General features: G+C 35.2%; 16 protein-coding genes. 14 read left to right on the top strand and 2 right to left on the bottom strand.

Features of this window, described 5'->3' with window-relative positions:
- Positions 1-132 precede the first annotated feature (132 nt).
- The 9 genes from FA046_RS06870 to dnaE all read left to right on the top strand — a co-directional run bounded on the left by FA046_RS06870 (position 133) and on the right by dnaE (position 12,515).
- Positions 133-1,155, top strand: a complete 1,023-nt coding sequence (locus tag FA046_RS06870; RefSeq protein ID WP_136825647.1) for a rod shape-determining protein — start codon at positions 133-135, stop codon at positions 1,153-1,155.
- Positions 1,156-1,481: 326 nt separating this feature from the next.
- Positions 1,482-2,246 (top strand): type I methionyl aminopeptidase, encoded by a 765-nt coding sequence (map, locus tag FA046_RS06865; protein ID WP_136825646.1) that lies wholly within the window; start codon positions 1,482-1,484, stop codon positions 2,244-2,246.
- 30 nt (positions 2,247-2,276) lie between these two features.
- Positions 2,277-2,666: a DUF1398 domain-containing protein gene (locus FA046_RS06860; protein WP_136825645.1), complete on the top strand. Its 390-nt coding sequence runs from the start codon at positions 2,277-2,279 to the stop codon at positions 2,664-2,666.
- Between the two features lie 269 nt (positions 2,667-2,935).
- On the top strand, positions 2,936-3,235 hold the full coding sequence (locus tag FA046_RS06855) for a helix-turn-helix domain-containing protein (protein ID WP_136825644.1): 300 nt from the start codon (positions 2,936-2,938) through the stop codon (positions 3,233-3,235).
- Between the two features lie 391 nt (positions 3,236-3,626).
- Positions 3,627-4,265 (top strand): (2Fe-2S)-binding protein, encoded by a 639-nt coding sequence (locus FA046_RS06850; protein ID WP_136825643.1) that lies wholly within the window; start codon positions 3,627-3,629, stop codon positions 4,263-4,265.
- On the top strand, positions 4,262-5,245 hold the full coding sequence (locus FA046_RS06845; protein WP_136825642.1) for an FAD binding domain-containing protein: 984 nt from the start codon (positions 4,262-4,264) through the stop codon (positions 5,243-5,245). The genes FA046_RS06850 and FA046_RS06845 overlap by 4 nt, the downstream gene beginning before the upstream one ends.
- Before the next feature lie 28 nt (positions 5,246-5,273).
- Positions 5,274-7,487 (top strand): xanthine dehydrogenase family protein molybdopterin-binding subunit, encoded by a 2,214-nt coding sequence (locus tag FA046_RS06840; protein WP_136825641.1) that lies wholly within the window; start codon positions 5,274-5,276, stop codon positions 7,485-7,487.
- 111 nt (positions 7,488-7,598) lie between these two features.
- A complete protein-coding gene (locus FA046_RS06835; protein ID WP_136825640.1) occupies positions 7,599-7,949 on the top strand; it encodes an MmcQ/YjbR family DNA-binding protein in 351 nt (116 codons plus the stop codon).
- 195 nt (positions 7,950-8,144) lie between these two features.
- Positions 8,145-12,515: a DNA polymerase III subunit alpha gene (gene dnaE / locus FA046_RS06830; protein WP_136825639.1), complete on the top strand. Its 4,371-nt coding sequence runs from the start codon at positions 8,145-8,147 to the stop codon at positions 12,513-12,515.
- Positions 12,516-12,569: 54 nt separating this feature from the next.
- On the opposite strand, the gene FA046_RS06825 is transcribed toward dnaE, so the two are convergent.
- Positions 12,570-13,640, bottom strand: coding sequence for an acyltransferase family protein (locus FA046_RS06825; protein ID WP_136825638.1), 1,071 nt, complete (start codon positions 13,638-13,640; stop codon positions 12,570-12,572).
- 236 nt (positions 13,641-13,876) lie between these two features.
- Here FA046_RS06825 and trxA point away from each other — a divergent pair, with 236 nt between their 5' ends.
- From trxA to FA046_RS06805, 4 genes are all read left to right on the top strand, one after another.
- On the top strand, positions 13,877-14,197 hold the full coding sequence (trxA, locus tag FA046_RS06820) for a thioredoxin (protein ID WP_136825637.1): 321 nt from the start codon (positions 13,877-13,879) through the stop codon (positions 14,195-14,197).
- Between the two features lie 152 nt (positions 14,198-14,349).
- Positions 14,350-14,946 carry an OmpH family outer membrane protein gene (locus FA046_RS06815; protein ID WP_136825636.1) on the top strand — a complete coding sequence of 199 codons (597 nt, stop codon included), beginning with the start codon at positions 14,350-14,352 and terminating at the stop codon, positions 14,944-14,946.
- A gap of 63 nt (positions 14,947-15,009) precedes the next feature.
- Positions 15,010-15,486 (top strand): nucleoside deaminase, encoded by a 477-nt coding sequence (locus FA046_RS06810; protein WP_136825635.1) that lies wholly within the window; start codon positions 15,010-15,012, stop codon positions 15,484-15,486.
- A gap of 50 nt (positions 15,487-15,536) precedes the next feature.
- On the top strand, positions 15,537-16,526 hold the full coding sequence (locus FA046_RS06805; RefSeq protein ID WP_136825634.1) for a Gfo/Idh/MocA family protein: 990 nt from the start codon (positions 15,537-15,539) through the stop codon (positions 16,524-16,526).
- A 237-nt stretch (positions 16,527-16,763) separates the two neighbouring features.
- Here the strand turns inward: FA046_RS06805 and FA046_RS06800 are convergent, their stop codons facing one another.
- Complete coding sequence (locus FA046_RS06800; RefSeq protein WP_136825633.1) at positions 16,764-17,165, bottom strand: RNA-binding S4 domain-containing protein; 402 nt, start codon at positions 17,163-17,165, stop codon at positions 16,764-16,766.
- Between the two features lie 74 nt (positions 17,166-17,239).
- Between FA046_RS06800 and FA046_RS06795 the strand changes: the two genes are divergently transcribed.
- Positions 17,240-18,058 carry a 2,3,4,5-tetrahydropyridine-2,6-dicarboxylate N-succinyltransferase gene (locus tag FA046_RS06795; protein ID WP_205943612.1) on the top strand — a complete coding sequence of 273 codons (819 nt, stop codon included), beginning with the start codon at positions 17,240-17,242 and terminating at the stop codon, positions 18,056-18,058.
- The last annotated feature ends 21 nt before the right edge of the window (positions 18,059-18,079 follow it).

Below are 18,079 nucleotides of genomic sequence, written 5' to 3'. Positions count from 1 at the left end.
TAGAAAGTCTATCTGAATGTAGTATAAAACCCTATATAGATAATTTTCAACTCCACACAATAAAATAATGAAAATAGAATTAGTATTAAGAACATTTTTTTGCAAACTTTAACAGCTTAATTAAAAATATAAATGGGTTTATTTAACTGGTTTACACAGGAAATCGCGATAGATTTGGGTACTGCAAATACCCTCATTATACATAATGACAAGGTTGTAGTAGATGAACCATCTATTGTAGCTTTTGACAGAACCACCAATAAAGTAATTGCTATTGGCAGACAGGCCATGCAAATGGAGGGAAAAACCCACGAAAACATTAAAACCGTTCGTCCGCTTAAAGACGGTGTAATTGCAGATTTCAACGCTGCAGAGCACATGATTAGAGGGATGATTAAAATGATTAATGGCGGTAAAGGCTGGTTCTTTCCATCATTAAGAATGGTAATTTGTATTCCATCAGGCATTACCGAAGTAGAAAAAAGAGCAGTAAGAGATTCGGCAGAAATAGCCGGAGCCAAAGAGGTTTATTTAATTCACGAACCTATGGCGGCCGCAGTAGGAATTGGAATTGACGTAGAAGAACCCATGGGAAACATGATTATTGATATAGGCGGTGGAACTACAGAAATTGCCGTTATTGCCTTATCAGGAATTGTTTGCGATCAATCTATTCGTGTTGCTGGAGATAATTTTGATTCTGATATTGTGAATTATATCCGTCGCCAACATAATATTATGATTGGTGATAGAACTGCCGAAAGAATTAAAATTGAAGTAGGTTCTGCCCTACCAGAATTAACAGATGCCCCAGCAGATTTTGCCGTACAAGGCCGTGATTTAATGACCGGTGTGCCCAAACAAATCACAGTTTCTTACACAGAAATTGCGCATTGTTTAGATAAGTCTATCTCTAAAATTGAAGAAGCAATTCTAAAAGCTTTAGAAATCACCCCTCCAGAACTTTCTGCAGATATTTACCAAACCGGTATTTATTTAACAGGCGGAGGCGCTTTATTAAGAGGCTTAGATAAACGTATCAGTTCTAAAACAAAGTTACCCGTTCACGTTGCCGATGATCCTTTGAGAGCAGTAGTACGAGGAACAGGAATATCGCTTAAAAATATCGCAAACTTTAAGTTTTTGATGCAGTAAGTGAAGATATAAGTATCAAGACACAAGTATCAAGACCCTATAATATGTGTTATAGAGTTAAGAATTAAGGAAGCAAGATTGGAAACGGTCTTGCTTTTTTGTTTTTAGAAAAGCAGGGTTCGGTAATTATCTTTAAAGGTAGTCCTGCTTTTCGCTAAATCTTTTTGCTTGATAGAAAGCAAAAAGGATATCGCTGCAATCAGGTTTATGGTACTTAGGCTATTGCTATCAACTTGCTTTCGAAATAAAAATAATCATGTAAATTTACTAATAGATTAAAAGTAAACGCAATAACACCAAAAATACTTACTAAAGAAAAATAGAATATGTCAATTACACAAGAGTACGAACTAGTTGGAATGAAAAAAGTAAGTGAAGCTGTTGCCCTCACTTTAAAAGAAATGAGAAAATTTGCTAAACCGGGTATAACTACTAAGGAATTAGATAATTATGGCAGACAAATCCTTAAAGACATGGGAGCTAAATCAGCACCGTATTTAACTTACGGTTTTCCGGGTTGGACTTGTATAAGTGTTAATAATGAATTTTGTCATGGTATCCCGTCTGATAAAAAAATACTTGATGAAGGCGATTTAATTAATATTGACGTTTCAGCAGAATTAGATGGTTTTTGGTCCGACAATGGAGGTTCATTTGTTATAGGGACAGATGTAAACCAACACCAAAAATTGATTGAGGCTTCCAAACAAATTTTGCGTAAAGCCATACACAATATAAAAGGAGGAGTTCGCATTTCTGATATTGGATTATTAATGGAAACTGAAGCGAAGAAAAGAGGGTACAAAGTCATTAAAAATTTGACTGGCCACGGAATAGGAAGTAGTCTTCACGAAGAACCAAATGAAATAGCTAATTACCGAGATAGATTTAATCTTCAAAGGTTTAAGAAAAATTCTGTGGTAGCTATAGAAACATTCATTTCAACAACCTCCACTTATGCCGAAACGTTGCAAGATGGTTGGACAATGGTTAGCAATATGGGCGGCTTTATGGCTCAACACGAACATACTATTGTGGTTACTGACGGTAAACCAATTATATTGACAGAGATGAATGAAATATGGAATTAAGAAAACAATAAACTTAAAATAACAAATACGATGTTTACAGTAGAACAAATTAAAGCTGCTCACAGCAAAGTAAAATCAGGTGCCGATTTTCCTAATTACATTCAGGACCTTAAAAAATTGGGTGTTACCTATTATGAAGCATTTGTAATAGACGGACACACTGACTATTATGGCGGAAATAATTACAAAACATCAAGTCCTGCTAAATATGAGCCTTTAACAATTGCAAACCATTCAAACATAAACCAGTTTAAGACCGATATTAAAGCTCATCAACAAGGCAAAACAGATTATCCAACTTTTTGCAATGATTGTGCGAAATCGGGGATTGAAAAATGGGCAGTTTCTATAGCCAAAATGACTTGTACTTATTTTGACAAAGCAGGAAATGAAATATTAGTAGAGCTAATTCCAAAATAAAAGTTGTTCGTGATGTTAACTTTTAGCGTATCACAAAATAGAAATGAAAAGGATATGATGTCATCCTCTTAAAGTATCGCTCGTCAAATCTTTTATTATGCGTTGCGAAACCATTAGTTTAAAATAGTTGCAAACTAAAAAAAAGGTTAAGCACTCGTTGCATACGAGTGCAATCTTGGTTTGAAATTTAAAATAAAAAACACCAAAAAATGAATTGGAGAAAGCGTTAATTTTAATGACTGAGTATTTTGAAAATAAAAAATAAAAGAATGGAAAAGTATAGAGGCATAACAACTTTTGACGAACTTATTGAAGTTGAACACGGAAAAATAGGAACTGAGAGTAGAAATAACTACGAAAAAAAAACGCAAATGTTCATTATAAGTGAAATGCTTAAAGAAGCCAGAAAAGAAGCAAAAATCACCCAAGAACAATTAGCCGAAAAAACTGGAACTAAAAAAAGTTATATCTCCAGAATTGAAAATGGAAAAGGAAATATTCAATTTTCTACTTTAATTAGGATTTTTGAAATAGGCTTAAACAAGCGTATTGGTCTAACATTCTTATAAATAAAAATTATTTGGCATAAACATCGGTTACTCAAACCACAAAGCTGTTTATGTTCTTGGCCATTAGCGCATCCCGAAATAGAAATGAAAAAGAGTTTCATCCAATTAAGCGATCTCTAGCCACCTGTTATATTGTTAAGCGTAACATCACCATATTTTAAAATCTTCTAAAGAAAAAAGAGGACTCTGTCCCAAAAATTAGCTCTTATTTTTTTCCTGATACAAATATTAATTGGAGTCATTCAAACTCTCTCATAAGCAAAACCACCACCACCCCAAATACCTACAATCATTCCGATTGACAATTTAGTAACAATCCTAATACCTCAAAAAATTTATCCCCTAATAAAGATTTTATTCCTAACTTCTATTTTAAATTCATCACATTCACATGTCCGATCAAAAACAACCTGAAACCCAAGAAAAAGAACTCATCTGCTCTTCTAGAAGGGGATTTTTAAAAGCTACAACCGCTTTAACCGCTATTGCCTTAAGTCCGTCTTTAATAACCAAAGCCGCTCTGCAACATGCAGACGAGCGACTAGCTGCTTTCTTTGAAAAGATTCCTTTAAACATTGAAGTAAACGGGAAAGCTTACCAAATGGAAACCGAACCAAGGGAAACCTTATTAGATTTTGTAAGGGAAAGATTGCATTTAACCGGGACCAAAAAAGGTTGTGACCATGGGCAATGTGGTGCTTGTACCGTACATGTAGATGGGATACGTGTTAATTCTTGCTTAACCTTAGCGGTGATGCAAGAAGGTAAAAAAATTACCACCATAGAAGGCATTGCAAACGGAGATAAGTTACACCCAATGCAAGAAGCCTTTCTAAAAAATGATGGTTTTCAATGTGGTTATTGTACTCCGGGGCAAATTATGTCGGCCATAGCTTGTATTAATGAAGGTCACGCCAATAGTCCGACAGAAATTAGAGAGTTTATGAGTGGCAACATTTGTCGTTGTGGTGCTTATCCAAATATTGTAGATGCTATTGTAGAAGTTAAAAATGGAGGAATGAAATTATGATCAACTTTGATTATATCCGAATGGGCAGCATTTCTTCTGCTGTAAAAGCATTAGATAAATTTCCAGATGCCAAAATTATTGCCGGAGGGAGCAACCTTATTGATTTGATGAAAAGGAATGTGATGGCTCCAACCAAGCTTATCGACATTAATCCGCTACCGCTCAAATACATTCATACCACAAAACAAGGGGTTCAAATTGGTGCTTTAGCCTTAAACAGTCAGGCTGCAGATCATGAACTCATCAAAACAAAATATCCGCTTTTATCAATGGCAATTAATGCCGGTGCATCTGCTCAATTAAGAAACATGGCCACTTTTGGAGGCAACATGATGCAACGCACCCGCTGTTCTTATTTTTACGATACCACTATGCCTTGCAATAAACGAGAACCAAATAGTGGATGTAGCGCATTAACAGGTATCAACAGAATGCATGGTATTTTTGGCACTTCGGATGTTTGCATTGCTGTAAACCCAAGTGATATGAATGTGGCTTTGGTAGCTTTAGATGCAAAAGTGATTTTAAAAAGCGCAAAAAAAGAACGCACCATTGCTTTCGCAGATTTTCATAAACTAGCCGGAGATTCTCCTCAATTAGATAATCATTTACAAAAAAATGAAATGATTACTGACATCATTATTCCTGAAAATCAATTTTATAACAATTCTTATTACCTTAAAGTAAGGGACAGACACTCTTATGCTTTTGCCTTAATTTCTGTTGCTGCTGGTTTAGAAATGGACGGGCAAAACATTAAAAAAGTTAGATTGGCAATGGGCGGCGTAGCGCATAAACCTTGGCGTTTGTATGATGCCGAAAACTTTTTACAAGGCAAAACAGCTTCTCTACAAAATTTTGAAGAAGCTGCAAAAATCGCCATGAAAGGCGCTAAAAGTTATGGTCATAATGATTTTAAATTGGCTTTAGCACCATCATCAATAGTAGAGGCCTTGTTAAAAGCATCACATTTATCTTAAAAAAAAGCTTGTTTAAGCTCAGCATATTATGGAGAATTTATTGAATCTTGCCGCAGAAGATACTGATAGAACCGACGGAATATTAAAAGTTACCGGAGGCGCAAAATATTCGGCAGAATACCAAATACCCGGCATTACTTATGGCGTTTTAGTACCCAGCACCATAGCCAAAGGGAAAATTAATAGCTTAGATACCAAAGCTGCAGAAAACGCACCCGGTGTAATTAAAGTACTGAGTCATTTAAATGTGAATAACAGTGTTCCTCGTTATGCAAAAGATCAGGCACTTATTATAGATAGAAACATTAATAAGGTTTTTTATAACGATCAAATCTTATTTGCAGGTCAGCCTATTGCAATGGTAATTGCAGATACTTATGAAAGGGCTGTTTATGCCGCTTCATTAATTAAAGCCGTTTATCAGAAAGCTCCGCATCAAACCAATTTGGAGTTAAATATAGCAAACGCCGTTGCTCCTAACCCAAATGCAAAAGACTATGTGCGTAATCAAATTGATGCTTATAAAGATGCCGAAGTTTTTATAGAGGCAGAATATGATCAGCCAAATCACATCCATAACCCAATGGAATTAGGAAGCATTATTGCGCATTGGGAAGGCGATGGATTAACTGTTTATGATAAAACACAAGGTGTATTTAGTTCGCAAAGACATTATGCCAGTTTGTATGAAATTGACAGCAAAAAGGTGAGGGTGATTGCCCCACATGTGGGTGGTGCTTTTGGAATGGCTTTACATTCTTGGCCTTATCAGGATGCCACCGTAATTGCGGCTAAAATAACCAACCGACCAGTAAAAACTATGCTCACACGTATCCAAATGTTTACTATGGTAGGTTACCGACCAGAAACTAAACAATTTGTAGGGATTGGCGCATCAAAAGAAGGCATATTGCAAGGGATAACGCATAAAGCTTGGGCCGTAACTTCTTCTTTTGATAATTTTACGGAAGGCACTGTTCGTCCTTCTCAATTTATGTATAAATGCCCAAATGTAAACACCATTTACAGGCTGGTAAAAATGGATGTAAGCAACCCAATATGGATGCGTGGCCCCGGAGAAGCCACCGGAATGTATGCTTTAGAATGCGCCATGGATGAGTTAGCTTATAAATTAAACATGGATCCTATTGAACTTCGTTTAAAAAATTATGCTGTCATCAATCCAGAGAATGAACTACCCTGGAGCAGTAAATTTTTAGATGAATGTTATGAAATAGGTGCAAAAAAGATTGGATGGAGCAACAGAAATCCAAAGCCAGCTTCTATGAAAGAAAATGGCATGTTGGTGGGCTATGGCGTGGGAAGTGGTGTTTTTAACGCCGGAAGAAGTTCGGCTACAGCCAGAGCAACATTAGATGAAACCGGGAAATTAACCATACAAAGTGCCGCCAGCGACATTGGACCCGGGACTGGAATTATGATGAAAAAGGTAGCTATGGATAGTTTCCAAACTGAGGGTAAAGAAGTATTTGTAGAGTTAGGAGACACCAACCTGCCTCCTGCCCCAACCCAAGGTGGCAGCAACACTACTTCTACGGTAGGTTCGGCAGTTTATGATGCTTGTACCGCCTTAAAAGAAAAAATGGTGCAAGTTTACCATCAGTTTATAGTAACAGATGGCCAGCAGCATGCTTATGAAAATTTCACCTTCAAAAATGGAGCAATTATTTTGGGAGGTAAAAGCACCAGTTATACAGACCTCATTAAAAAAGCAGGACTAAAAGAACTCACCGTTACCAGAGAATCTAAAGCAGGAAACGAACGCCAGAAATATGCTTTTAACTCCTTTGCGGTTCATTTTGTAAAATTACATATTCATCCTTTTACTGGTATGGTAAAGGTAGTACAGGTAGTTTCAGCTGTGGATGCCGGAAAAATCATTAGCGAGAAACAAGCCCGCAGCCAAATGATTGGTGGTGTAGTAGGCGGAATAGGAATGGCATTAACCGAAGAAGGAATTTACGATCATCGTTTTGGCGTTTATGCCAATAATAATTTTGCAGATTATCATGTGCCAGTACATGCTGATATTCCTCCAATAGATATCCTTTTTGTGAACAAACCTGACCCTTACATTAATCCAATTGGCGCAAAAGGATTAGGAGAAGTTTCTATCATCGGCCTTGCCCCTGCTATTGCCAATGCAGTTTTCCATGCAACGGGTAAAAGAGTGAGAGATTTGCCTATTACTTTAGATAAAATTACAGTTTGGGAGAGTTAAGATACAGGAGTAAAGATAAAGGAACAAGGATAAAAGATTAAGGTTTACTATTTTGATATGATGTAAGCGTAGTAAAAGCAGAACTTAGATTAGGCAAATAACCCATAGAAAATGGATATCGAAGGTATAAGAGTTATTTGTTTGGAAATGCGTGGAGCATCTGAAGATATAAAATGGGAAAATGATCTTGTGTTTTCTGTTGGACAAAAAATGTTTTGTGTAGTAGGATTAAATCAACTACCAACAACAGCATCATTTAAAGTTACCGATGAAGAATTTGAAGAAATTAGCAATTGGCCTAATTTTAAGCCAGCTCCTTATGTAGCTAAATATAAATGGGTTTTAATTGAAGATATTACTAAAATGAATAAGGCTGATTGGGAGAAATATATTAAACAGTCTTATAATTTGGTAAAAGATAAGCTCTCAAAAAAATTGAGAAAGCAATTGAACTTGGGATAAGTTTACGATAAGGAAATTCACTGTAAACGAAAGAAAAAATTTAAGCTTAGAAAAAGCTTTATATGTTTCCTGTTTTTAACCCAAAAACAACTTTTCAACACTTTAAAATCCCTCCGTTTTTTTGGTAAATTTGAGATTGTGGTCGAATTTTCAAAAACCCACTTAATTCCCTCATTTACACATATATAAATTGCTATGTATTTAATTTTTGATACTGAAACTACCGGATTGCCAAAACGTTGGGATGCTCCTATCACAGATACCGACAATTGGCCAAGGTGTATTCAAATTGCATGGCAATTACATAATGAAATGGGCGAATTGATCGCTCATGAAGATTATTTGGTTAAACCTGATGGCTTTAACATTCCTTATGATGCCGAAAGAATTCATGGTATTTCTACCGAATTGGCCATTGAAAAAGGGATTCCATTAGCAGAAGTTTTAGAAAAATTTAATACGGCACTTGCTCAGGCTAAATTTGTAGTAGGTCAAAATTTAGGCTTTGATATCAACATCATGGGCTGCGAGTTGCATAGAATGGCTTGTCCATCTATACTTGCAGAAATGCCTATTTTAGACACTTGTACGGAGGTTACAGCGAGCTTACTAAAGTTACCAGGCGGCAGAGGTGGTAAATTTAAACTACCCAATTTAACAGAACTTCATCAATACCTTTTTGACAAACCTTTTGCCGAAGCTCATAATGCAACTGCTGATGTGGAAGCCACCACCCGTTGCTTTTTTGAATTGGTGCGTAGGGAAGTTTTCACTAAAGAAGAGCTACAAGTTGAAGTAGCTTATTTTGAAGAATTCAAGAATTTTCATTCCGCACCGGTTAAATCGGTTGGGTTAAAACATGTAAATTTAAAAGAGGCTTCATCGGCTTTAAAAGCAAATCAGAAGAACGATCAAAATAACCTAAGTACAAATCATCAAAGTAATTTACAGGATTTAGCCGATGTTAATTTTGTTCATTTACATAATCATACACAGTTTTCTATTTTACAATCTACCATATCAGTAGCATCTTTAATAAAAGCGGCGGCTAAATATAAAATGCCTGCAGTTGCAATTACAGATCATGCCAATATGATGGGCGCTTTCCATTTTGTAAGTGGTGTTTTAAACCATAACAAAGCTGCAGAAGCAAAAAATAAAACTGCTTTAGAAAACGGAGAACAACCCACAGAAACCATTATTAAACCTATTGTAGGTTGCGAGTTTTTTGTTTGTGATGATTTAAGCGATAAAAAACGAAAAGACAATGGCTACCAAATTGTGGTATTAGCCAAAAATAAAAATGGCTATCATCATTTGGCTAAAATGTCTTCATTGGCTTACACAAGCGGCTTTTATTATGTACCCAGAATAGATAGAGCTACTTTGGTAAAATACAAAGAAGACTTAATTATTTTATCAGGAAACCTTTACGGAGAAATAGCCAACAAGCTTTTAAACCTCGGTGAAAACCAAGCCGAAGAAGCTTTAATATGGTGGAAACAAACTTTTGGCGCAAATTTCTACATAGAATTAATGCGTCACCACCAAGAAGATGAAGACCGAGTAAACCAAACACTAATTACGCTTGCCAAAAAGCATGATGTAAAATTGGTAGCTACCAATAACACCTATTACATAAATAAAGAAGATGCCCATGCACATGATATTTTATTATGTGTGAAAGAAGGCGAAAAATTAGCGACTCCAAAAGGCAGAGGCAGAGGTTTTAGATTTGGGATGCCTAATGACGAATACTATTTCAAATCGGGAGATGAGATGAAAAAGCTCTTTTCTGATGTTCCAGAATCGATTATCAATATTCAAGAGGTAATAGACAAGATAGAAACCTACTCTTTATATCGTGAAGTTTTATTACCAAAATTTGATATCCCCGAAGAGTTTTTAGTTGCTGAAGATGAAGCTGATGGAGGTAAACGAGGAGAAAACAAATATTTAGCCCATTTAACTTATGTGGGTGCTGCAAAACGCTACCCCAATCTTACGCCCGAAATTAAAGAGCGTTTAGATTTTGAGTTACAAACCATAGAAAAAACCGGTTACCCGGGATACTTCCTCATTGTTCAGGATTTTATTGCCAAGGCCAGAGAATTAGATGTTTCTGTAGGCCCAGGAAGGGGTTCGGCAGCAGGCTCTGCTGTGGCTTATTGCTTGTGGATTACCAATATAGATCCTATTGCTTACGATCTCCTTTTTGAGCGTTTTCTAAATCCAGATCGTGTATCCATGCCCGATATTGATATTGACTTTGATGATGAAGGCCGAGGCAGGGTAATGGATTACGTGATTAATAAATATGGCGCTAGTCAGGTAGCTCAAATTATCACTTACGGTACTATGGCAGCAAAATCTGCCATTAGAGATACTGCCCGTGTGTTAGATTTACCGCTTTTTGAAGCAGATAAAATTGCCAAACTGATTCCCAATTTAAAGCTGAATAAGATTTTTACGCTAGATGATGCTGGCTTAAAAAGTGCGCTTCGTTCAGAAGAAATGGAGAATGTTACCCAGTTAAAAAATTTAGCTGGAGGCAAGGATGTCACTGCCGAAACCATTAAACAAGCACAAGTTTTAGAAGGATCGTTAAGAAATACCGGGATTCATGCTTGCGGGGTAATTATCACGCCAAGTGATATCACCAACTTTGTACCAGTTGCAACGGCCAAAGATTCTGACCTTTATGTTACCCAATTTGATAACTCGGTTGTAGAAAGTGCCGGCTTGTTAAAAATGGACTTTTTAGGTTTAAAAACGCTTACGCTGATTAAGGATTCCGTTAAACTGGTAAAATTTAAAAAAGGGATAGATTTAGATCCTGATACTTTCCCAATTGATGACGAAAAAACTTATGAGCTTTTTCAACGTGGCGAAACCGTAGGGATTTTCCAATATGAATCTCCAGGAATGCAAAAGCATTTAAAGGATTTAAAACCCACCGTATTTGGAGATTTAATTGCCATGAATGCGCTTTACCGCCCAGGACCAATGGAATATATCCCGAGTTTTGTAAAGCGAAAAAACGGTGAGGAAGAAATTAAATACGATTTAGCTGCTAGTGAAGAATACTTAAAAGAAACCTACGGAATTACAGTTTACCAAGAGCAGGTGATGCTTTTATCGCAAAAATTAGCTGATTTCACCAAAGGTGAAGCCGATGTTTTGCGTAAAGCGATGGGTAAGAAACAAAAAGATGTACTGGATAAAATGAAACCTAAATTTGTTGCTCAGGCAGCAGCAAAAGGTCATGATCCGGTAGTTTTAGAAAAAGTTTGGAAAGATTGGGAAGCTTTTGCGAGTTATGCTTTTAACAAATCTCACTCTACTTGCTATGCTTGGATAGCTTACCAAACCGCTTATTTAAAGGCAAATTATCCCGCAGAATATATGGCCGCAGTGCTTTCTAACAACATGAGCGACATTAAACAGGTTTCTTTCTTTATGGAAGAATGCCGCAGAATGGGCTTAGATGTTTTAGGTCCGGATGTAAACGAATCCTTTCATAAGTTTACCGTAAATGATCAAAATGCTATCCGTTTTGGAATGGGAGCAGTAAAAGGTGTAGGTGCTGGCGCTGTAGATACCATTGTAACTTGCAGGGCAAGCGGAAAATATAAATCAATTTTTGATTTTGCTAAGCGAGTAGATCTAAGAGCCGCCAATAAAAAAGCTTTAGAAAATTTAGTATTAGCCGGTGGCTTTGATTGTTTTGAAAATACCCACAGAGCACAATATTTTAACGATGCAGATGAAGAAGGGATCAGTCCTTTAGAAAAAGCTATTAAATACGGAGTAAAGTTTAAAGAGAATGAAAACTCTTCTCAAGCTAGTTTATTTGGCGGCAGCAGCAATGTAGCTTTAGAAGAACCTTCTCTCCCACCTTGCGAAGAATGGGGAGCCATGGAAAAACTAGCTAAAGAAAAAGAAGTAGTTGGAATTTATATCTCTGGTCATCCGCTTGATGAATATAAGTTGGTATTAACCAAATATTGCTCAAAAGGCAACCTCACTATTTTTAATGAAATTGATAAAGGTGTTGATTTTCAATTTAAAGTTGGAGGCATTCTCACCTCAATAAGACACATGACTACCAAAGATGGTCGTGGCTGGGGCATTTTTAAACTAGATGGTTATGATGATTCTTTTGAATTTACCATTTATAGAGACGATTACTTAAAGTTTAAACACCATTTAGTACCCAATAACTATTTATATGTTAAAGGAAATGTGGGCTATTTTTCTAATCCTGATGGATCTAAAAGGCATAGAACCTCATATGGTGATTTCTCTGATTTACGGGATGTATTAGAAAAACAATCAACAAAAATTGATATTAGCTTAGATATTAATCATATCAATGATACTTTAATTAGTGATTTAGATGCTATATTCTCTAATCATGTGGGTTCCAAAAAACTCAACTTTATCATTTTAGATAAAAAAGACAAACTAAAAATTGATTTGCAAAGCAAAGGAAGGCAAGTAAATATCTCCAAAGAATTGCTAGCGCAATTAGATGAAATAGAGTTAGATTATGTGTTGAATTAGGCTTGTAAAAAATCTACAAGAAGAAAAAAACTTTTTAAACGGATGAAGAGATTGTTAAACCCTAACAGTCTCTTTTGTTTTAAACCTCCTAAACAAATTTATTGCAGGTTTTTCTATGCTATAATAAGTGATGATACTCATGATAATTGTCCCTACTATCACATAACAAAAGCTAAATAAACAATGATTAACGCCTAATAAACTTGATGCTTGCTTATAAGTTTTGATAAACAAATAATGATTCACGTAGAGTGAATAAGATATTAAGCCAATAAAATAAACAGTTTTATGGGATAATAAATTACTTGCAACATTAGACTTTGTGAGATGAAGAATAATAAAAGGGATAAGCATAATGATGAGGATATCTGTTTTACTAAAACATAATGCAACAAATAACACCAAAATCAGATATTTGAAATACTTTATTTGAGCACCTCTTTGGTACATCAAAAACACAAAAATCCCTAAAAGATAATCGGCTAAAGTTCGCAACAAACTTGCCGGGCCTCTGCTAAATGAAATCACAGGATGAAAGCCCTCCACCTTTCTTAAAAAGCTGTAGTTAGACCAATTAAAATCATAACTTCTTACGCTACTCAATAAAATTAAGATCAGTAGAGCGCTCAGAATAAGTACCCAAGGCTTCTTTACAATCCTCAAAACCAAATAGAACATAAATGGAAAAAGAAAGTAAATGATCCATTCATTAGTTAAAGACCATCCCGGAGGAATAATAGAATTGTTATATTTAAAAGTAAGCCCCTGAAACAAAGTTAAATTCACCAAAAGCTTGCTCAGCTTATCATTAAACATAAAGAAAAACAATAAGGTAATACAAATATATAAAGGGAATATCCTCACAAATCTTTTGTACATAAAAGATTGGTAATTCTTAAAATCAAACTGCTGAAACAGCTTGTAAGAACTTAAGCATAAGACAAAGCCACTCAAAACAAAAAATAAATCGACCGCTAAATATCCGTGACCTAAAAACCTTTTGAAATAACTATTGAGTTCAGTTAAATGAAAATGAGAGATTTCTGCATACCAGTGAAACACAATCACATATAAGGCTGCCAAACCTCTAATACCAGTTAAGCTTTTTATTTCTTTTACACTCATTAAAAATTCTGAAACATATCAATTGGGTAGGTTTAAGATAAAAACAATGACCAAATACTTGAATTACAATTATCTTTTTTCCCGTTAAAGATATATATTTTCAATAATTGCTCAAAACAATAGCTGGTTTCACTTTAGTATACCAATAACCTCAGGCTATCATCAGATAACTAAATACTATTTGGCTAATGATTTATTTGGACCTATATTTGATTAGAATTTAAAAAATATAAACTATGGCATTAGAAATAACAGATGCTAATTTTGATGAATTAGTATTAAAATCAGATAAACCAGTATTAGTAGATTTTTGGGCAGAATGGTGCGGTCCTTGCCGTATGGTTGGCCCAGTGGTAGAAGAATTAGCTAAAGAATTTGAAGGAAAAGCGATAATTGGAAAAGTGAATGTAGACCATAATCCAGAAATTTCTGTGAAGTTTGGTATCAGAAATATTCCTGCTTTATTATTTTTCAAAAACGGAGAAATTGTAGATAAACAAATTGGTGCGGTTCCAAAATCTGTACTTGCTGAGAAATTAAACAAGCAAATGGCTTAATTCAACCATAAAATCTTTAAGGAAAAGACTTCAGTAAAATGAAGTCTTTTCTTTTTTTAGGAAAAATTAATTCCCCTTGTGGGATTAAAATAAGTTAAAGAATTAGGATACTTTTAGTTAATCTATATATTTGCGTAAATTTTAAATTAAACATGAATAAATTAATCTCAAATATTGCTAAAGCAAGTGCTGGCGTAGCTTTAATGGTAGCCGTAGTGGCTTGTAATAAAACTGAAACTAAATCTGGTGAAACTAAAACAACTCCAACTGAAGCTGGCGTTACAGGAGGCATTGTTTATGTAAACTCTGATTCTCTTTTAAATAATTACGAATATTTTAAAGAAATCAAAACTAAATTTGAAGACAAATCAAAAAAAGCGGAAGCTGATTTAAAAGATAAAGGTGCGGCTTTTCAACGTGAAGTAGCAGCTTATCAACAAGCAGCTAACACTTTAAGTGCTGATCAAAGAGCACAAACAGAACAACGTTTAGCAAGAAAACAACAAGAATTACAAGTTTATCAACAAAATGCAGGTTCGGCTTTACAAAATGAAGAAGCTGGAGAAAATGAAAAACTGTATGATAAAGTTGCCGAATATTTAAAGAAACATGCAAAAGACAAAGGTTATAAAATGGTATTAACTTATTCTAAAGGAAACAGCGCAATATTATTTGCTGATGAAAGTTTAGATGTGACCAAAGAAGTAATTAAAGGCTTAAACGAAGCTTACAAAAGCGACAAAAAATAATTTTAAGTTTTAAACTTATCATCAAAGCCTGGCTAATAGTCGGGCTTTTTAATTTATAAAAAAATGGAAGAGCAACATTTAAATTTTATGAGGGAAGCTATTGCGCTTTCAGAAGATAACGTAAAAAATGGCTTAGGCGGTCCATTTGGAGCGGTAATAGTAAAAGACGGAAAAATAATTGCTAAAAGTGCGAATAGGGTAACCACCACAAATGATCCAACTGCCCATGCAGAAGTTGCCACCATTAGGTTAGCTTGCCAAGCGCTACAAACTTTCACTTTAGAAGGATGCGTAATTTACACCAGCTGCGAGCCTTGCCCAATGTGCTTAGGCGCAATTTACTGGGCTCGGTTAGATAAAATGTATTATGCCAATACCAAATCAGATGCTGCCGCTATAGGTTTTGATGATCAATTTATTTACGAGGAAATTGACTTAAAACTGGAAGAAAGAAAGCTAAAAAGCGAACAGATTCTAAAAGAAGAAGCTATTTTAGTTTTTGAGCAATGGAAAGCATCCACACAAAAAATAGATTATTAAAAAATATCTGATCTAAATACTCATTACGCTCTACTCAATACTGTATAACAATGAATCAAATAAACTGGGGAATATTAGGCTGCGGCGATGTTACGGAAGTAAAAAGTGGCCCAGCTTTTAAAAAAGTGCCTAACTCAACAACAGAAGCTGTAATGCGTAGAGATGCCGAAAAAGCAAAAGATTATGCAAATCGTCATCAAATTTCTAAATGGTACGCTTCCGCAGAAGAATTGATTAGTGATGAAAATATAAATGCTATTTACATTGCCACTCCACCCGCTTTCCATAAAGATTATGCTATTGAAGCTTTAAAGGCTGGTAAAAATGTGTACATAGAAAAACCAGTGACACTTACCGTTGCAGAGTGTGAAGAAATTATTGCTACCGAAAAGCTTTATCAAAAAAAAGTAACTGTTGCACATTACCGCAGGGCTTTACCCCTATTTATTAAAATCAAAGAATTAATTGATGAGCAAGCTATTGGAGATATCCGCATTATCGATTTAAAATTATATCAAAAACCAGGTTCAACTCAAATAGCTCAAACTGCCGAAAACTGGCGAATTAATCCGGCCCTTTCTGGTGGAGGTTTATTTTATGATTTAGCCCCTCATCAATTAGATATATTGGTTCATATTTTTGGTACTCCAAATTATATCAACGGATTTTCTAAAAATCAGAGTCAGCAAAATGCAGTTGCTGATATCACCAGCGGACAATTAATATTCAACAAAGACATTGTTTTTAATGGATTATGGTGCTTTAACAGTCACCCTGATAATGAACTAGAGAAATGTGAGATGATAGGATCAAAAGGGAAAATAGTTTTTTCGTTTTTTGGTCACGATTTAGATTTAACCATTAACTCAGAAACTGAGCATTTTAGTTTTAAAAACACCCAACATATTCAACAAAATATGATTGAAAAAACAGTGAATTATTTTTTAGGTAAAGGAGAAAATCCTTGTTCTTTAGAAGATGCTTTATTGAGTTTAAAAATTATGGAGAACTTTGGTAGGGATAATACTCTAGTTATCTAATAAACGATTTTGGTACTCGGGTTATCCTTTGTTTAGAATTGTGCTTCAATCGGAAAATCCGAGGATTATCCCTACGTTTAATCAAATCAGTAGGTTTTGCGTTAACGATAGTAGTGGAAATCCTTTTGCTTTTTGAAGCAAAAGATTGTAACGGATAGCGTGTTAAAACGCCCTAATAAAAATTAAACCGTCAATTAATAGTCTTGATACTTGATACTATTATCTTGCTACTCAATACTAATCCTCCTCTTCCACATTAAAAAATCTATCGCTCAAATCATCAATCTCTCTTCTATCTTTTTTAGTTGGCCGGCCGGTTCCACGGTCTCTTAGCAATAAAGGCGAATGAAACATTGATTTGTATTTGGCAGTTTCTTCTGGTGGCGTTAAATCTTGATAAGCTAAAATGGCTTTTTTAGCATCAACTCTGGTGGTTAATAGCTCTACAACTTTAATAATTTTCTTCTCGACGCTTTTAGACACTTGAAATATCTCGCCAACTTTTACTTCATAACTGGCTTTAATATTGGTTCCGTCTTTTTTCACCCTTCCGGCTCGGCAAGCATCGGTAGCTAAACTTCTGGTTTTAAATAGCCTAATAGACCATAAATATTTATCAATTCTTAATTTTTCTGCCATAAAGAGTTCAAAAATAACGCAAAATTCATGCTAATAGGTAAAAAATCTTAATTTTGCACTCAAATTAAAATATAATGATTGCCGAACTAAAAAAAGCTGTAGAAGAAGCATGGGATGATAGAAACCTGCTGAATTTTAAAGAATATCGTGATGCCATAGAAAGAACTATTTATAGACTAGACATTGGCGAAATAAGAGTTGCAGAACCTATTGGAAGTGCCTGGGTGGTAAACGACTGGATTAAAAAAGCCGTAATTCTTTATTTCCCTATCCGCGAGATGGAAGAAATTAAAGTAGGTCCTTTTGTTTTTCATGATAAAATGAAATTAAAGACCGATTACAAAGAAAAAGGAGTTAGAGTTGTTCCGCATGGTATTGCCAGATATGGTGCTTTTCTTGCAAAAGGTGTAATTATGATGCCTTCTTACGTAAACATTGGCGCTTATGTTGATGAAGGTACTATGGTAGATACTTGGGCAACTGTTGGCTCATGTGCTCAAATTGGTAAAAACGTACATTTAAGTGGTGGTGTAGGTATTGGTGGTGTGTTAGAACCTGTTCAAGGTGCTCCTGTAATTATAGAAGATGGTTGCTTTATTGGTTCTAGAGCCATTGTAGTGGAAGGCGTTAGAGTAGAAAAAGAGGCTGTTTTAGGTGCAAACGTTGTGTTAACTGCATCTACAAAAATTATTGACGTCACCGGACCAGAGCCAGTAGAATATAAAATGGTTGTTCCAGAACGTTCAGTGGTTATTCCAGGTTCTTATACTAAGAAATTCCCTTCTGGCGAATATCAAGTTCCTTGCGCTTTAATTATTGGCAAAAGAAAAGAATCAACAGATAAAAAGACTTCGTTAAATGAAGCTTTAAGAGAGCATAACGTAGCAGTTTAATTGAGTTTTAGGTGATAAGTA

This window comes from Pedobacter cryophilus, from assembly GCF_005116455.1.
GTDB lineage: Bacteria > Bacteroidota > Bacteroidia > Sphingobacteriales > Sphingobacteriaceae > Pseudopedobacter > Pseudopedobacter cryophilum.
The sequence above is the reverse complement of the archived record's forward strand: the minus strand, read 5'-3'. Positions and strand labels throughout refer to the sequence as shown.